Genomic DNA, 17,248 nt, shown 5'->3' with positions numbered 1-17,248 from the left:
CCGCGCCGGACGGTTTCTTCAGGAGAGGCGGACGCGGGGGTCGATGAGCCCGTAGACCAGGTCGACCACGACGTTGGCGAGCACGATGAACGCCGCGGCGAACAGGGTCGTCCCCAGGATGACCGGTTCGTCGGAGTTGGTCACCGAGTCCACCGCGAGCTTGCCGATGCCGTTGATGCCGAACACCGATTCGGTGATGACCGCGGAACCGCCGATCAGGGCGCCGAAGTCCATGCCGAAGATCGTGACGATCGGGGTGATGGCGGCGCGCAGACCGTGCTTGAAGATGACGGTACGCGACGACAGGCCCTTGGCACGGGCGGTGCGGATGTAGTCCTCACCCATGACCTCCAGCATGGAGGAGCGGGTGAGCCGGGTGTACAGCGCCAGGTAGAGCACGACCAGCGTGACCCACGGAAGGATCAGGCCGGTGAACCACTGGCCCGGGTCGTCGGTCAGCGACGTGTAGTTGGGCGACGGCAGCAGGTTCCACTTGTCGACCAGCGCCCACATCAGGATCAGGCCGACGAAGTAGCTCTGCAGTGACACGCCGAACAGCGCGGCGCCGACGGCGAACTTGTCGGCGAACCTGCCCTTGCGGATGGCCGCGATCACACCGAGGCCGACACCGAGGATCAGGAAGATCACCGCGGAGCCCAGGGCCAGCGACAGGTCGGCCGGGAAGGCGCCGAGCAGGGTGGTCATCACCGGGGTGTCGGTCTGGAAGGACATGCCCAGGCACGGTGCGCTGCAATGGATGGACACGCTCTGGTCGCCGTAGTTGCGACCGATGAAGAGCCCCTTGAAGAACTCCCAGTACTGCATGGCCAGACTCTTGTCGAGGCCCAGCGAATGCCGGATCTCCAGGAGGCGGTTGGGAGAACAGGTCTTCCCACAGGCCAGCAGCGCGGGGTCGTTGGGCAGCGCGAAGAAGATGAAGAAGGTGACCATGCTGATCACCACGAGGATGACGGCCGCTGCCAGCAGGCGTCGAATCAGGTAACGAAACATTGGTGCTGGGACCCGGCTGCTGCCCGGTCCGCCTCCCTCTCGCTGTGGACCGCGGGAAATGGTCTGCGCTCAGGTGACGATGGTGGGGAAGCGCCCCGCCGGCGGTCGGACCGCCGGCGGGGCATCACTTCAGGTGGGTGTCAGGACTTGAGGAAGACGTGCGCCAGGCTCGGCTCCGCCAGGATCGGGTCGTTGATCACGCCGCCGACCTTGGAACCGGACAGCTCGGTGAAGCTCATGTACATGAGCGGCACGACCGAGGCCTGGCTCAGGATCTGCTGGTCCAGCGCGCCGTAGGCGGCGTTCCGGGTGTTGATGTCGGTCATCTTGGCGGCCTTGTCGAAGCCGGAGTTGATGGCCGGGTCGTTCAGGTACGAGATGTCCTGGTTCGACAGCGGGTTCGCCTTGATCTGGCGGCCGTCGAAGAGGACCGGGAGCACGGTGGAGGCGTTCGGCCAGTCCGCGATCCAGTCCATCCACGCCATGTCGTACTGGTTCTTGGTGTTGTCCAGGGTGCTGAAGTACGTCGAGGCGTCGATCGGCGAGACGTTGACCTTGATGCCGATGCGGGCCAGCGAGTTGGCGATGGCGTCGCCCGCGTGCTCCTGGGTCGGGGTGTTCTCCACCGCGACCGACAGCGTGAGCTTCGGGTTGCCGGCCTGGGACATCAGCGCCTTGGCCTTGGTGACGTCACCGGCCGGGTTGCTGCTGTACTCGTTGTACTGCTTGTAGCCGCCCATGCCCGGGTTCAGCATGGTGGTGGCGTAGGCACCGTAGGCCTCGCCGCCGAAGGCACCGCGGACGGCGGTCTTGTCGATCGCGTACTCGATCGCCTTGCGCACCCGGATGTCCTTGATGCGGTTGACGTTCAGCGTCAGGTAGTTGATGCCCGGCGCGGGGATCTTGTAGTAACGCGAGGCCAGCGCCTTGTCACCGTTGATGCCGGCCAGGTCGGAGCCGGCGATCGGCCACTGCTGGATCGACGTCTGCGCGGAGCCGCTGTCCGACTTCAGCAGGTTGTCGATGGCCGCCTCGTCCATACCGAACTTGACGTCCATCTCGTTCACGTTCTGCTGCCGCAGCGGGTCGGTCTTCTGCGACCAGTACGGGTTGCGAACGAGGACGAGTTCCTTGTTCTTGGTGTACGACTTCATCATGTACGGCCCGTCGGACCACACGTGCGTGTCGTAGGTCGCACCGGTGTCGTGCGCCTTGGGCACCGCGGACCAGCCCGGCATGGCGGTGGTCTCGTTGAAGTCGGCCACCGGCTGGTCGAGGTTGAACACGATGGTGCTGGCGTCCGGCGTCTGGATCGAGTCCAGCGACTTGCCGGTGTACGGGCCCTTGTACTTGCTGCCGCCGATCAGCCACTGGCTCGCGTAGGGCGGGCCGCCGTTGATGTCCGCGGAGAACGCGCGCTCGACGCCGTACTTGACGTCCTGCGAGGTGACGGTGGTGCCGTCCTGGAACTTGACACCCGCCCGCAGGTGGAAGGTCCACACCGTGTCGTTCTTGGTGGGCGTACCGGTGTTGGTGGCGAGGTCGCCGACCAGCTTCGGCGTCGAGGTGCTCTCGTCCCAGCCGGTGAGGGCGCGGACGATCTCGGTGTCCATGCTCGAACCCTCGGTCGTGTACGTCCGCTGGGGGTCGAGGTGGTCGTAGTCGGCCTTGTTCAGGATGGTCAGAGTGCCACCCTTGGTGGCCTTGCCACCGCTGCCACCGGAGGAACCGCCGCAGGCGGTGGCCCCCAGAGCCAGCGCGATAGCGGTCGCCGTGATGGCGGCCGTGCGCGTCCTGCGCATCATCAGGAGTGCTCCTTTGTAGAGATGTCGACCGTGGAGAGAACCCGGTCGGGTTTCCACGCGGCCGTCGCTGTGGGGCGCGTCAGCTGCGGTTGGCGCGCGGGTCGAGAGCGTCCCGTACGCCGTCACCGAGAAGGTTGAGCGAGAGAACGAGGACGAGAAGCAGGATGCCGGGGATGAACAGGTACGCCGGATCCTGAAGTGCGTACTGGGAGGCGTCGGTCAGCAGCGCGCCCCAGTCGGGGTTCGGCGGCACGACGCCCACGCCCAGGTAGGACAGGGCGGCCTCGGTGGTGATGTTCTGCGGCACCGCGAGGGCGAAGGAGATGAGGATCGGGGCCCACAGGTTCGGCAGCAGCTGCTTGAACAGGATGTGGGTCCAGCCGGCGCCCATGATCCGCGCGGCGTCGACGAACTCCCGCTCGCGCAGCGACAGGGCCTGGCCGCGCACGATGCGGGCCGTGTACGCCCAGGCGAAGGCCGAGATGCACAGCACCAGGATCAGCAGGCGCAGGTTCTCATTGGTCCCGCCGTGGATGTTGGTCTGCAGCGAGTTCTGGAGCACCGGGGTCAGCGCGATGATGAACAGCAGCTGGGGGAAGGCCAGCATCAGGTCCATGATCCGCGACAGCAGGCTGTCGATCCAGCCGCCGAAGTAGCCGGCCGCGAGCCCGACGATGACGCCGACCACGATCGACAGCACCGCCGAGGCGAAGCCCACCAGCAGCGAGGTGCGCAGGCCGTAGACGATGCGGGCGAACAGGTCGTAGCCGGTACCGGGCTCCACCCCGAGCAGGTGGTGCGCGCTGATGCCGCCGAGCGTCCCGTACGGGTAGTTGCCCGTGTCGGGGTTGATCGCCTTGCCGTCCGTGGTGATCGGACCCCAGCCGCCGAGCTTGGCGATGAACGACGCGAAGATCGCTACCAGGATGAAGAGCACCGAGATCACCAGGGCGGCCATCGACACCCGGTCGCGCTTGATGCGGTCCCAGGCGGCACGGCCGGGCGACCGGCCGGTGATGGTCGGCGCGCCGCCGGGAGACGGCGTGCCAGGTGATGTCTCGGCCGCCGGATCCGTCGAGAGCGAGGTTTCGCCTGCGGTGCCGGTCGGCTGGGGTTGCATGGTCATCGTGCGGAATCCCCGGATTCAGTTCAGAGTTCTCGGCGCTGCGCGGTGAAGGGGACTCTACGCAACCATGTTTTCGCGGCTCAAGAGAGGGAAGCGGGATGAGACCAGAATGAGATCATGCGAGATCAGCGATTTATTGGCTTTCTCGGCTTATGCCCCTCTTTGTGACGCTGCTGATCCGCGGGTTGGCCTGGATTGACTGTCCGATATGTCGGCATTCAGGGGGGCAAAAGGCTGCCACCACGCCCAGTGGTGTCTTTGCGTTCCGTTTGCCTGACGGGTGTGCGCTGTGAGACAGATGTGTCGGTGCGGTGCGAATTGAGCCGTGGTCAGCTGCCGCTGAATAGGTCTATGCGGAGTTGCCGGGCAACGCAGAGTTACGTTTTTAAACGGCCCGCCCGCCGATTTGCCGGAGGCCGCCGAGCGCGCCGGCCGACCCTCGTGACGCCGGCCGGCGCACCCGTTCCCGGATAATTCAGGGGACCACTTCGGGCTTCTTGACGTGTGCTACTTCACACCCAATGAACGCCGCAGGAAATCCACCTGGAGCAGCAGCAGGTTCTCCGCCACCACTTCCTGCGGCGTCATGTGCGTCACCCCCGACAGCGGCAGCACCTCGTGCGGGTGACCCGCCGCGAGCAGCGCCGACGACAGCCGCAGGGTGTGCGCGGCCACCACGTTGTCGTCCGCCAGCCCGTGCACCACCATCAGCGGCCGCCGCGTGCCCCGCGCCCGCGACAGCTCGCCGCCGGCCACCAGGGAGTTAGCGTCGTAGACCTCCGGCACCCGGTCCGGATGGCCCAGGTAGCGCTCCGTGTAGTGCGTGTCGTACAGCCGCCAGTCGGTCACCGGCGCCCCGGCGATCCCGGCGTGGAAGACGTCCGGCCGGCGCAGCACCGCCAGCGCCGCCAGGTACCCGCCGTAGGACCAGCCCCGCACGCCCACCCGGTCCAGGTCCAGCGGATGTTCCCCGGCCAGCGCCCGCAACGCCGCCACCTGGTCCTCCAGCGTCACCCCGGCGAAGTCGCCGGCCACCGCCTTCTCCCAGCCGGGGGAGTGCCCCGGGGTGCCGCGGCCGTCCGCCACCACCACCGCGAAGCCCTGGTCGGCGAACCACTGCGAGGTCAGGTGCCCGTTGTGCGACGCGGTCACCCGCTGCCCGTGCGGCCCGCCGTACGGGTCCACCAGCACCGGCAGCCGCCCGTCCGCCTCCCGGTACCCCGACGGCAGGAACACCGCGGCCGGAATCCGCCGGTCGCCCGCCCGGGTCAGCACCGGCCGGGCGGTGAGCACCGGCCGCTCGGCGAACGAGGTGATCACCGTGCCGCCGCCGGTGCGCCCGTCGCGCAGCACCCGGGCCTCGCTGCCGGGACGGGACGGCACCGCCGAGACCAGCACCGTGGTGGGCCCGCCGCGCACCGCGCCGTGCACCCCCGGCTCCCGCGACAGCCGCACCGCCGCGTCCCCGCCCGCCCGGTACACGTGGATCTCACCGGTCTCCGGCTCCGCCGCGTCCGCCCCGGCCGACGCGGTCAGCAGCACGTCGCCGTCGCCCACGTCCAGCACCGCCCGCGGGTGCAGCGCGCCGCCGGTCAGCGGCTCGTCGCCGGCCAGCAGTACCCGGACCCCGGCCACGTCCGCGATCCGCAGCAGCCGCCCGTCCGGCAGCCACGCGGGCACCCCGGCGAACAGTTCCAGCCACGCCGGGTCGGACTCGGTCAGCACCTCGTCGGTGCGGCCGGTCGCCACGTTCACCGTCAGATACGCCTGCGTCCGCTGGTCGCGGGCCTGCACCAGCAGCAGCGGCGGACCGGCCGCCGACCAGTGCGCGCGGGCCAGGTACGGGTAACGCTCCCGGTCCCACGTGACGTCGGTCCGCGTCCCGTCCAGCCCCAGCACCGCCAGCGTTACCTCGGCGTTCGGCGTGCCGGCCGCCGGGTAGGCCACCTCGGCCGGCCGGGTCTGCGGATTCGCCGGGTCCGCGATCCACCAGCGCCGCACCGGCGCGTCGTCCACCCGGGCCGCCAGCACGGCGTCGCTGCGCGGCGACCACCAGAAACCCCGGACCCGGTCCATCTCCTCCGCCGCGACGAACTCCGCCAGCCCCCAGCACACCTGCGGCCCGTCCCCGGACCCCGGCCCGGCGAGCAGGCGGTCGGGGGAGGAGGGGGAGTCGGTCCGCGGCGGGGTGGCGGGGGTGCCGGGGGTATCGGTCGGGCGGGAGGTCTGCGGCTGGGTGCCGGGGGTATCGGTCGGGCGGGAGGTCCGCGGCTGGGTGCTGGGGGTATCGGTCGGGCGGGAGGTCTGCGGCTGGGTGCTGGGGGTATCGGTCGGGCGGGAGGTCTGCGGCTGGGTGCCGGGGGAGTCGGTCGGGTGGGAGGTCCGCGGCCGGTCGCCGTCGCCGGTACCGTCGCCGTCGTCGACCGCCACCAGGCGCAGGCCGCGGGCGGCGGTGTACGCGATCCACCGGCCGTCCGGCGACAGCCGCGGCTCGGCGACCGGGCCCGGCACCGCGATCTCGCGCGCCGCGCCGCCGCCGGGGCGCAGGTCCGCCAGGAACAGGCGGCCGGACAGCGCGAAGACCGCCCGCCGCACCGCGCCGTCCACCGCGTACCCCACCACGCCGGCCGACCCCTCCCGGCTCCGCTCGCGCCGGGCCCGTTCCTCCGGAGTCAGCGCCTCGCCCGCGCCGCCCAGCAGTTCCCCGGGGTCACCGGCGACCCGTTCGGCGCCCGTCGCGGTCTCCAGCACCCACAGCCGGTTGGCCCGGTCGGTGCCGGACGTCCCCCGCAGGAAGACGACGCGTTCTCCGTCCGGTGAGACGGTGAACGTCCGCGGGGCGCCCAGCGTGAACCGCTGCGTCCTGGCGTGCTGGCGGGGGAAGGAGACGTCGCCGTGCCCGGCCCCGGTGGTGTTCGTGGCATCCATGGGCCGAGGCTATGCGCGCTCCGGCGGTCCCGTCGCCGCGGTCGCGGAACGTGCGCGGGCGCGGTTCGCTCAGCCCGATGGGCTATCCGTCACCTTCATCCGCCTGGCGCACCGCCCGCCGCTGTGACCTGCGGCGACGCGGAATCGTGCGGTGAACCGCCGGCTGCGCTCCGCCGAGCCGCCGCCGCTCACCCACGGTTAGCGTCGGTCGCGTCAGGTAATGCGACGACTGGAGGTGAGTTGCCGTGGCCCTCTCTGTCTCGGTGGCGATCGTATTGATGATCATCGTGGCGCTGCTGATCAAGAAGGCCGGCCTGCGCAGCCCGCACGCGGCGGCCTGCGTCCTGCTGGGGTTCTTCCTCTCCGGCACGTCGGTGGCCCCGAGCATCCACGAACTGACCTCGAACGTGGCGGGCATGATCGGCGGCTTCCGCATGTGACGCCCCCGGAGGGTGGACCGCCGCCGCCCGGCCCGTCCGCAGGGATCGGCCACCGGCGCACCGCCCTCCGGAGCCGCTACGGCCCTGCCGTGCGCTCCGCGCGGGTCGTGCGGCGGGCGTCCGGCGGCTGCCGTGCGGTGAGGTTGGTGCGGGTGGGGTCGTGCGGTGGCATTCGTACGGTGACGTTCGTAGGGCGTTGCGTGGTGAGCCCTGGCGTGCGGTGACGTTCGTGCGGCGTTGCGCGGTGATCGCTGGCGGGCGGTGGCACGCGACGGCTTTCGTGCAGTGAACGTGACGATCGCCCTCGCCCTATGACGTGTGGTGATCCTCATCGTGCGGTGAACGTGACGATTGCCCTCGCCCTATGACGTGTGGTGATCCTCATCGTGCGGTGAACGTGACGATTGCCCTCGCCCTGTGACGTGTGGTGATCCCCGTCGTGCGGTGAGTCGTGCGGTATACGTGACGACGGTCCGCGTCGTGCGGTGTTCGTGACGACGCGGACCGCTCCCGGGTGCGCCGTGGTCGCGTAATACGCTGCCGGGATGACCGAGCCTCCCGCGCGGCGCCTGCTGCTCGTGCACGCGCATCCCGACGACGAGTCGATCACCACGGGCGCCACGATGGCCCGCTGCGTCGCCGAGGGCGGACACGTCACGCTGGTGACCTGCACGCTGGGCGAGGAGGGCGAGGTCATCCCGCCGGACCTCGCGCATCTGGCGTCGGACCGCGACGACGCCCTCGGGCCGTACCGCGTCGGCGAACTGGCCGCCGCCATGGCCGAACTCGGCGTCACCGACCACCGCTTCCTCGGCGGTCCCGGCCGGTACCGCGACTCCGGGATGATGGGCGTTGCGCAGAACGACCGGCCGCACAGCTTCTGGCGTGCCGATGTCGACGAGGCCGCCGCGCACCTGGTGGCGGTCGTGCGCGAGACCGGGCCCCGGGTGCTGGTCACCTACGACCCCGACGGCGGCTACGGGCATCCCGACCACATCCAGGCCCACCGGGTGGCGACGCGCGCCGTGGAACTGGCCGCCGACCCCGCGTTCCGGCCCGACCTGGGAGCCGCCCACGCCGTGGACCGGGTCTTCTGGGTCCGCGTCTCGCGCCCGGTCGTCGAGGCGGGCCTCGCCGCGCTGGCCGCCGCCGGCCCCGGCAACCCGTTCGGGGGAATCGCCACGCTGGACGAGATCCCCGGTGTCGTCGAGGAGTCCGACATCTCCGTCGAGATCGACGGCCGCGCCCACCTGGCCCGCAAGGCGGCGGCCCTGCGCGCCCACGCCACGCAGGTCACCGTGGACGGCGCGTACTTCACGCTGTCCAACGACCGCGGCCAGCCACTGCTGGCCACCGAATACTTCACACTGGTGCGCGGCGTACCGCTCGACCGGCCGGACGGCAGCAGGGGCGACGACCTGTTCGCCGGACTCGCCGGTGTCCCCGCGACCACCGCTACCACTGACGGCTCGGAGGTGTGACGGCTGTGCGCGTCATCGGATACGTGATTCTGGCCGTCCTCGGCGTGGCGGTGGCCGCCGCCGGCGCGCTGGTGCAGGACGGCTTCTTCCCCGGCGGACTGCTGCTGGCGCTGGCGGGCAGCGCCGCGCTGTTCTACGGCGGCCGGCGCCTGACCGGTACCCGGCTGGGCGCGGCGGTGCCCACCGCTGTGTGGTTCCTCACCGTGATGTACGTCAGCGCGTCCCGTCCGGAGGGGGATTTCCTCTTCGCCGCCGATATCGGCCCGTATATCTACCTGTTGGGCGGTATGGCCGCCGGCGTGATCTGCTTCACACTTCCAGTGCGGCCGTCAACCACCGCGCCGGGTGCCCGACTTGGCCGGTGATGCGCCCTGTACGTCGGCCTGACGCTTCGTCCGGCCGACGGGGGCGGAATCCGGCCTCCGGTTGGCCAGTATGGTGGTGGGCACTGGCGAGCCGCCCGCGGATGTCGCGACGGGCGGCGGAGCTACCCAGGAGAACCTGCCTTGAGTCGTGAAACTGACAGTTCGTCCTCCGGACCCCAGGGGCGCGGCGGTGCCGCGTATCCGTCCGGGACGCCGCCGTATGGAACCCGCCAGTATCCGTCGCTGCATCCGCAGGAGGACCACGTGGCCGGGGAAACGGGCGAGAACCCCGGGCAGGACGAGGAACGTCCCAAGCCCCCGGCGCCCCGTGAGCCCAAGACCGAGACCACGCTGACCACGCGCGTCCGGATCAACATCCCCGGCTCCCGTCCCATCCCGCCGGTCGTGCTGCGCACCCCGGTGGCGGACACCGGCAACGCCGACTCCGACGACGCCGCGCAGGACGCGCCCGCCCCGCCCTCCGGCGCCGCCGACGCCACGCAGGCGATGCCGCGCTGGGCCGCCCCCAGCGCCCCGGGGAACGCCTCCGGCGCGCCCGAGGGTCCCGGTGGCACCTCCGGCGGCGGCACGTCCGGCGCGCCCTTCTCGCCGCCGAGCGGCGAGAAGGAGAAGCCCCCGCCCAGCGACTGGTTCGCGCCCCGCAAGACGCCCCCGCAGCCCGCCGCGGGCCGCTCCGGCGGCGCACCGGGACCGACCGTCCCGCCGCAGGGCCCCGGCCCGCAGCCGTTCACCCCGCAGGGCCCGGCGACCGGCGGCACGCCCGCCCCGGGCTTCGACGACGGCACCGGCTTCCCGGGCACGGGCGGCGGTTACGGCGACGGCGACGGCTTCGGCGCGGGCCCCCGCGGTCCGCGGGGCGCCTCCGGCACCCAGCCGCCGCCGAACATCCCCTACCTCGGGGAGAATCCGCCGGTACCGCCGCCGCCGTTCCCCGGACAGCAGAGCGCCCCCGGCACCCGGGCGCCCCAGGCACCGGGCGACCCCTTCGGCGCCGGGCCCTCGACGGGCCGCCCCTTCGGCACCGACACGCCGCCGGCCGGCACCCAGGGCGGCGCCGGGCAGGACACCGTGGCGTTCCCCGGCTTCCACCACCCCGACCCGGCGCTGCGTCCGGGCGGCGCGGGACCGGCCGGCCCCTCCGGACCGACCACCGGCCCGGCCACCGGCGCCATGCGTACACCCACGGCCGGCGGCACCGGCTTCCCGCCGCCCGGTGGCCCGCGCCCCGGTGGCCCCCGCCCCGGCGGTCCGGCGGCCGGCGCGACCGCCGACCCCACGGACACGGTGGCCGGCGGCTTCCCGCCGGTGACGGCGGACGGTACGCCGCCGGCCGCCCCGGCACCGTCCGGGCCGTCGCAGACGCCGCCGCCGGCCGGCAAGGCCGCCGCCGGCAAGCCGGCGCGCAAGGGCCGCTCCAAGCCGATGCTGCTCATCGGTGTCCTGGTGACCGTCGCGGCCATCGCGTACGGCGCCGGGCTGCTGATGGACCACGCCGACGTGCCCAACGGCACCCTGGTGCTGGGCGTCAACATCGGCGGCGACTCCCGGCAGCAGGCCGTCAAGGCCCTCAACACCGCGGTCGGCGACCGTTCCACCGCGCCGCTGAAGGTCAAGGTCGGCTCCAAGGTCGTCGAGCTGAAGCCGGAGCTGGCCGGGCTGTCCATCGACACCCAGACCACCGTCGACGGCGTCGCCCACCGCGACTACAACCCGGTCCCGGTCATCGAGTCCCTCTTCGGCGGCACCCACCAGGTCGCCCCGCACGTCACGGTCGACCAGGAGAAGCTGCACAGCCAGCTCCAGCCGCTGACCGGCGGCACGGGCGGCGGGTCCGACGGCATGGTGAAGTTCGTCGACGGCACCCCGGTGGCCGTCCCCGGCAAGCCGTACCAGGCGGTGGACGAGGCCGCGTCCGCGGGCAAGATCACCGCCGCCTACGAACGGCGCGCGCAGACCGGCGTCGACGAGCCGGTCGACCTGCCGGTCACCGTCCACCAGCCGCTGGTCACCCGGGCGGCCCTCGCCCAGGCGATCAAGACGATCGGCGACCCGGCGATGTCGGGCCGGATCACCGTGGTCGCGGGCGGCCGCAGCGTTCCCTTCAGCCCGCAGCTGTCGCTCAGCAAGGTCCTCACCATCGTCGCCGTCCCCGGCACCGGTCAGCTGACGCTCCACATCGACCTGCCGGAGCTCCAGACCCTCTACGGCACCGCGTTCGACGGTGTCCTGCTGGAGCGGGCCAACGGCAGCAAGACACCGGTGACCCCGGCCGACGTGGCCTCCGCCATGCTGCCGGAACTGCGCAAGACGGCACCCTCGAAGACGGCGACCATCACCAACGTCGCCGAGTGAACCCGGTCCGGTGGGCCCGCCGGGGGGTTCGCCGGGGGGGTCGCCGGCCGCGTGCACCGGGGGTTCGCCGGCTGCGTGCGCCGATGAGGGCGGTCGGGCCGGCTGAGGGGCCGAGCTGGCCGGTGGAGAAGCCGGGGTCCGGTCACGTGCGCCGGTGAGTGCGCACCGGTCGAGCAGGCGGAGGGTCGACCCGGCCGGTGCCGGCGGCCGGGGCCCTGTCCCGCGCACCGGTGCGGCCGGCCGACCGCACCGGCCGGCCGCCGCGGCTGATCGCACCGGCTGTCCGCGGCCGGGAGTGCCGCCGGTCGAGTTCCGCGTCACACCACCGCCGGTCGGCGGCGGGTCCCCGGGCCCGCCCGCCGACCGGTTTTCCACGGTCGCGGGCCGGTCGCCCGACGGGTCGGGGCTGGTCGCAGGGGTCTCATGTCACCGGTCGGGCATGACATCTGTCATCCCGAAGTCACGACCGCAGACACTGGGCCGCCCGCCGGGCGGCCCGTAGCTTTGCTGTCATGAGTAACGCACAGGCACGGGCATCCGTGCACACGGGGGCTGAGGACGCGAACGGGCCGGTGGTCTCGTTCCGCGACGTCAGCAAGGTATACGGCCAGGTCAAGGCAGTCAGCGGGCTCAACCTCACGCTGCGGCCCGGCGAGACGGTGGCCCTTCTCGGGCCCAACGGCGCCGGCAAGTCGACGGCGCTCGACCTGCTGCTCGGGCTGCGCAACCCCGACGCCGGCACGGTCGAGGTCTTCGGCACCACACCGGGCAGGGCGATCGCCCAGGGCCGGGTCGGCGCGATGCTGCAGAGCGGCGGCCTGATGGAGGACGTCCGGGTCCGCGAGCTGGTCCAGCTCGCCTGTGACCTGCATCCCAAGGCGTACCCGGTCCAGGAGGTCCTGGAGCACGCCGGCGTCACCGACATCGCGGACCGCATGGTCAACAAGCTCTCCGGCGGCCAGGAGCAGCGCGTCCGGTTCGCCCTCGCCACCGCCGGCGCCAGTGATCTGATCATCCTGGACGAGCCGACCACCGGCATGGACGTCACCGTCCGGCAGGCCTTCTGGGGCACCATGCGGGCGCAGGCCGAGCTGGGCCGCACCGTGCTGTTCGCCACCCACTACCTCGAAGAGGCCGACGCCATCGCCGACCGGGTGATCGTGCTCCACCGCGGCCGGATACTGGCCGACGGCTCCGCCGCCGAGATCAAGGCCAAGGCGGGCGCCCGCCGGGTGGTGTTCGACCTGGAGGGCCCGATCGACGAGACCGCGCTGCGCGGCCTGCCGTTCCTCACCTCGCTCAGCGTCTCCGGCCACACCGTCCGCATCCAGTCCACCGACGCCGACGCCACCACCCACGCGGTCTACGGCCTCGGCCTCTACCCGCGCAACCTGGAGGTCACCGGCCTGGGCCTGGAGCAGGCCTTCATCGCCATCACCGACGCCGCGTCCGCAGAGGAGAACAACTGATGCTGAAGAGTTTCTCGTCCGCGACGCTGATCAAGCTGGAGATCCTGCGCACCCTGCGGAACAAGAAGTTCATGTTCTTCTCGGTGATCTACCCGTCGGTGCTCTACCTGATCATCTCCGGCACCAGCAGCAGCGCCACCATCCCGCACACCCACCTGAGCATGCAGCTGTACTACCTGGTCGCCATGGCGTCCTTCGGCTCGCTGACCGCGGTCCTGATGGGCAACAGCGAGCGGATCGCGAAGGAGCGGGAGAAGGGCTGGGTGCGCCAGCTGCGCCTGACCGCGCTGCCCGGCCACGGGTACGTGGTGGCCAAGATCGCCTCGGCCGCCACCGTCACCCTCCCGGCGATCCTGGTCATCGAACTGGTCGCCGCCGTGCTGAAGAACGTCCGCATGGAGACCTGGCAGTGGGTCGCCCTCACCTTCGCCGTGTGGGCCGGCAGCCTGGTCTTCGCCGCGCTCGGCGTGGCCATCGGCTACATCGCCTCCGGGGACGCGGTCCGCCCGATCACCATGATCATCTACTTCTCGCTGTCCATCCTGGGCGGCCTGTGGATGCCGGCCACGATCTTCCCGCAGTGGCTCCAGAACATCGCCGAGTGGCTGCCCACCCACTCCTACGCCGCGCTCGGCCAGGCCATCGAGCTGGGTGACGCGCCGCACATGAAGGACATCGGTGTGCTGCTGGTCTACCTGGTGCTCTTCGTCGGCGCGGCCGCGTGGCTCTACCGCAAGGACACCAAGAAGGCGTGACGGGAGAGGACGGCAGAAGGGGCGTGAGCCGATGGACCGCGCGCACGACGACACCGTGACAACGGCCGGCACGACGCGGAGCCGTCCGTGGGGGCCCGGCCTGAACATCGGCATGGGCATGGCCCCGGAGTCGCGCCGCCAGCAGATGGTCAAGCTGTGCTGGACGCTGGTCTATCTGCTCTACCTCGCCGGACCGGTGGCCGACCTGCTCACCGACAGCCACACCGTGGTCGCCGGGGTGCTGGGCTGGGCCGGGCTGACCGCGTTCGTCCTGCCCTACCTGTACCTGGTGCTCGGCCGCCGGGTGCGGGACGGGCTGACCTGGCGGCAGGTCGGGCTGATCAGCTGGCTCTACGCGCTGGCCGCGGCGCTCACCTTGTCGATGGGGCAGACCTGGCTGGTGCTGTTCGTCTACGTGACGGTCGGCGCCGGTGTGCTGTTGCCGCTGCGGCACGGGGCGTGGGCGGTGCCGTTCGCGGCCTGCTCGCTGCTGGGCGCCGGCGCGCTGGTGGGCGCGAGCAAGTCGACGCTGGTGACGATGTTCCTGCCGGCGCTGATGGGTGGCGCGGCGATGATGGGCGTGGCCGGGATGGGCCGCACCATGCGGGAGTTGCGCGAGGCCCGGGAGACCGTGGCCGAACTCGCCGCCAACGAGGAACGGCTGCGGCTCGCCCGGGACCTGCACGACCTGCTCGGGCACTCGCTGTCGCTGATCACCCTCAAGAGCGAGCTGACCGGCCGGATGCTGCCCGACCGGCCCGAGGAGGCGGCCCGGCAGGTCGCCGACATCGAACGGGTCAGCCGCCAGGCCCTGGTCGACGTCCGCGAGGCGGTCAGCGGTTACCGGCGCCCCACGCTCGCGGTCGAACTCGCCGGGGTGCGCACCGCGCTGCGCACCGCCGGGGTGCACGCGGAGATAGCGCCCGCGCTGGACACCCCGGTCTCCACCAGCCACCCTGGGCTCGGCGCCGAGGAGGAGAGCGCGCTGGCCTGGGCGCTGCGCGAGGCGATCACCAACGTGGTCCGGCACAGCGGTGCCAAGCACTGCGACATCCTGCTCGACGAGGTGTGGGACAGCGACGAGCGCCGTTACCTGCGCCTGGAGGTCGCCGACGACGGCCGCGGTCCGGCCCGCGTCCACCGGCCCGGGAACGGGCTGAGCGGACTCGGGGAACGCCTGTGCCTGTCCGGCGGGTTGCTGCGCACCGGACGGTCGGAGCGCGGCGGTTTCTCGGTCCGCGCCCAGGTGCCGCTGCGGGCGGTACGACCGCCCCAGGAGGCGCCCGAGCCGAGTTATCCACAGGCCTGACGCGATGGTCCCGGTGCTGGTTACGCTGCGGGAATGATCAGGGTACTGCTGGCGGAAGACCAGTCCATGGTGCGTGAGGCACTCGCCGCGCTGCTGAACCTGGAGGACGACATGGAGGTCGTCGTCCAGGTCTCCGGCGGCGACGAGGTGCTGGAGGCCGCCCGCATACACGCGGTGGACGTGGCGCTGCTGGACATCGAGATGCCCGGACTCAGCGGCATCGAGGCGGCGGCCCGGCTGCGGCGGGAGCTGCCGGGGGTGAAGGTCGTCATCGTCACGACGTTCGGGCGCCCGGGGTACCTGCGGCGGGCGATGGAATACGGCGCGGACGCCTTCCTGGTGAAGGACGCTCCCGCCGCCCAACTGGCCGACGCCGTACGCAGGGTGCTGCGCGGCGAGAAGGTCATCGACCCCACGCTGGCCGCCGCCGCGCTCTCCGAGGGCGCCGACCCCCTCACCCCCCGGGAACGCGATGTCCTCAAAGCGGCCGCCGGCGGCGCCCTCAACGCGGAGATCGCCCGCGCCCTCCGCCTGTCCGAGGGCACCGTCCGCAACTACCTGTCCACCGTCATCCACAAGACCGGCGCCCGCAACCGCTCCGAAGCGGTCCGCATCGCCCGCGAGAAGGGGTGGTTGTAGGAGCGAGTGCCGGGATCGGGGGTGGCTGACGGTGTCGGCCGGTGCGGCGTCTTCCGGGGCCGCCGCCGGCCGGACGGCCTCAGTTGAGCAGGGCGCGGGCGGAACGGGCCTCGTGGCGGAGGGCGGTGGCGGCCGGGGGATCGATGCCGTTGATGACCTCGGCGTAGGACTCCAGAGCCACGGCGCCGCCGATGAACTCGCCGCGCCGGACGAGCAGCCGGGCGCGTTCCAGGCGCAGGCGGGCCGGGTGCCGGGGCAGCAACAGGGCCAGGTCGAGCGCCCACAGGGCGACGGCGGAGTGTTCGGGGCGGGTGGCGGCCCAGGCCCTGATGTTGTTGAGGATGCGGGAGACGGTCTCCAGCGCACCGGCTGCGCCCGGTGACCCGATGGCGTCGGCGGGCGACAGCGGCACGCCGCCGTTGAAGGGGTCGACCAGCAGCCGGTGGCCGGCCGGATCGCCGACGCCGGCCACGAAGTGCCCCGGTCGGCCGACCCCGTGCACCGGCGCGCCGGCCCGGCGGCCGACCTCCGTCCAGACCACCGACAGCAGGATCGGCAGGCCGCTGCGCCGGCGCAGGACGGCCGCGAGCAGTGAGGATTCGAGCCGGTCGTAGTCCGCTGCCCGGCCGTGGAAGCCGTGGCGGGCGCCGAGCACGTCCCGCAGCGCCCAGGCCCACCGTTCCGGCGTGCCCGCCGTCCCCGTCCCGGTCCCGGAGGCCGCGCGCCGGGCGACCTCGGACGCCAGCCGGTCGAGTTCGCGTTCGGCGGCGGTGAGGGCGGCGTCGTCGGTCCGGGGAGCGGCCACCGCGCCGATGAGCAGGCAGAGGGTGGCGAGGTCGGGTTCGTCCCGGTGGGCCTCGGCCCGGAAACGCTCCCGCCAGGGCCGCCCGGGATCGCCGGCGCCGGCGCCGTCACGGGGGCCGGTTCCGCCGGGGCCGTTCTCACCGGGGCCGCGGTGTCCGCCTCCGGGGCCGTTGGGGCGGTCGTCCCCGGTGCGGCCGTCTCCAGCGGGGCCACCCTTTCCGGGGCCGCCGGGGGCGTCTTCCCCGGTGCCGTCGGACTCACCGGTGCTGCCGCCCCCGCCGGGGTCGCTTTCTCCGCCGGGGTCCCCGTTCCCCGTTCCGCGGTCGCCGCCGGCACCGCCGTGCCCGTCTTTCCCGGTGCCGCCGATCTCACCGGAGTCGCCGCTCCCGCCGGAGCCGCTGCTGGGGTCGCTCTCCCCGCCCGGGTCCCCGTTCCCCGTTCCGTGGTCGCCGCCTGTGTCGCGGGTCGTGCTTGCGGCGCCCGTCCCGCTCGCGTCGCCGCGGTCCCCCGCATCGCCGGCCCTGGCCCCGCCACCGGGCGTGGCTCCTGCCGCGGCTTCGGCCTCAGACGTGGCTCCGGTCCCGTACCTGGCCCCCGCACCGGTCCCGGCCCCAGGCGTGACCCCGCTCCCGACCCCGCTCCCGGCCTCGGGCGCGACCTCGGCCTCGGGCGCGACCTCGGCCTCGGGTGCGACTCCGCCCCCAGGCGTAACCCCGGCCCCAGAGGCAACGCCCCCCGGCACC

The 17,248-nt window shown here is 72.4% G+C and carries 13 protein-coding genes; 8 read left to right on the top strand and 5 right to left on the bottom strand.

Annotated elements, in window-relative coordinates; translation table 11 throughout:
• Window positions 1-18: 18 nt before the first annotated feature.
• From POF43_RS14540 to POF43_RS14525, 4 genes are all read right to left on the bottom strand, one after another.
• Complete coding sequence (locus tag POF43_RS14540; protein WP_271312983.1) at window positions 19-1,011, bottom strand: ABC transporter permease; 993 nt, start codon at window positions 1,009-1,011, stop codon at window positions 19-21.
• Between the two features lie 140 nt (window positions 1,012-1,151).
• Entirely contained in the window at window positions 1,152-2,816 is a 1,665-nt protein-coding gene (locus POF43_RS14535; protein ID WP_271312984.1) for an ABC transporter substrate-binding protein, read from the bottom strand.
• A gap of 79 nt (window positions 2,817-2,895) precedes the next feature.
• The gene (locus POF43_RS14530; RefSeq protein WP_271312985.1) at window positions 2,896-3,942 is read right to left on the bottom strand and encodes an ABC transporter permease; all 1,047 of its coding nucleotides are present in this window, start codon (window positions 3,940-3,942) and stop codon (window positions 2,896-2,898) included.
• Between the two features lie 507 nt (window positions 3,943-4,449).
• Complete coding sequence (locus POF43_RS14525) at window positions 4,450-6,870, bottom strand: S9 family peptidase (protein ID WP_282704585.1); 2,421 nt, start codon at window positions 6,868-6,870, stop codon at window positions 4,450-4,452.
• Between the two features lie 245 nt (window positions 6,871-7,115).
• Between POF43_RS14525 and POF43_RS14520 the strand changes: the two genes are divergently transcribed.
• The 8 genes from POF43_RS14520 (at window position 7,116) to POF43_RS14485 (ending at window position 15,701) form a co-directional block, all read left to right on the top strand.
• Entirely contained in the window at window positions 7,116-7,310 is a 195-nt protein-coding gene (locus POF43_RS14520; RefSeq protein WP_271315208.1) for a hypothetical protein, read from the top strand.
• Window positions 7,311-7,855: 545 nt separating this feature from the next.
• Window positions 7,856-8,791, top strand: a complete 936-nt coding sequence (gene mshB, locus POF43_RS14515; RefSeq protein ID WP_271323796.1) for an N-acetyl-1-D-myo-inositol-2-amino-2-deoxy-alpha-D-glucopyranoside deacetylase — start codon at window positions 7,856-7,858, stop codon at window positions 8,789-8,791.
• Window positions 8,792-8,796: 5 nt separating this feature from the next.
• Complete coding sequence (locus POF43_RS14510) at window positions 8,797-9,156, top strand: DUF6113 family protein (protein ID WP_271315210.1); 360 nt, start codon at window positions 8,797-8,799, stop codon at window positions 9,154-9,156.
• Window positions 9,157-9,420: 264 nt separating this feature from the next.
• Window positions 9,421-11,529: a hypothetical protein gene (locus tag POF43_RS14505; protein WP_271323797.1), complete on the top strand. Its 2,109-nt coding sequence runs from the start codon at window positions 9,421-9,423 to the stop codon at window positions 11,527-11,529.
• 512 nt (window positions 11,530-12,041) lie between these two features.
• On the top strand, window positions 12,042-12,998 hold the full coding sequence (locus POF43_RS14500) for an ABC transporter ATP-binding protein (protein WP_271323798.1): 957 nt from the start codon (window positions 12,042-12,044) through the stop codon (window positions 12,996-12,998).
• Window positions 12,998-13,753 (top strand): ABC transporter permease, encoded by a 756-nt coding sequence (locus POF43_RS14495; protein ID WP_271323799.1) that lies wholly within the window; start codon window positions 12,998-13,000, stop codon window positions 13,751-13,753. Before POF43_RS14500 ends, POF43_RS14495 begins: the two co-directional genes overlap by 1 nt.
• Window positions 13,754-13,784: 31 nt before the next feature.
• Window positions 13,785-15,062, top strand: a complete 1,278-nt coding sequence (locus POF43_RS14490; protein WP_271323800.1) for a sensor histidine kinase — start codon at window positions 13,785-13,787, stop codon at window positions 15,060-15,062.
• Between the two features lie 33 nt (window positions 15,063-15,095).
• Entirely contained in the window at window positions 15,096-15,701 is a 606-nt protein-coding gene (locus POF43_RS14485) for a response regulator transcription factor (protein WP_271315215.1), read from the top strand.
• Between the two features lie 79 nt (window positions 15,702-15,780).
• On the opposite strand, the gene POF43_RS14480 is transcribed toward POF43_RS14485, so the two are convergent.
• Complete coding sequence (locus POF43_RS14480) at window positions 15,781-16,521, bottom strand: transglutaminase-like domain-containing protein (protein ID WP_282704587.1); 741 nt, start codon at window positions 16,519-16,521, stop codon at window positions 15,781-15,783.
• Window positions 16,522-17,248: the final 727 nt, after the last annotated feature.

Origin of the sequence: Streptantibioticus silvisoli, assembly GCF_027947535.2 — a bacterium.
In the GTDB taxonomy this organism is placed as follows: domain Bacteria; phylum Actinomycetota; class Actinomycetes; order Streptomycetales; family Streptomycetaceae; genus Streptantibioticus_C; species Streptantibioticus_C silvisoli.
The sequence above is the reverse complement of the archived record's forward strand: the minus strand, read 5'-3'. Positions and strand labels throughout refer to the sequence as shown.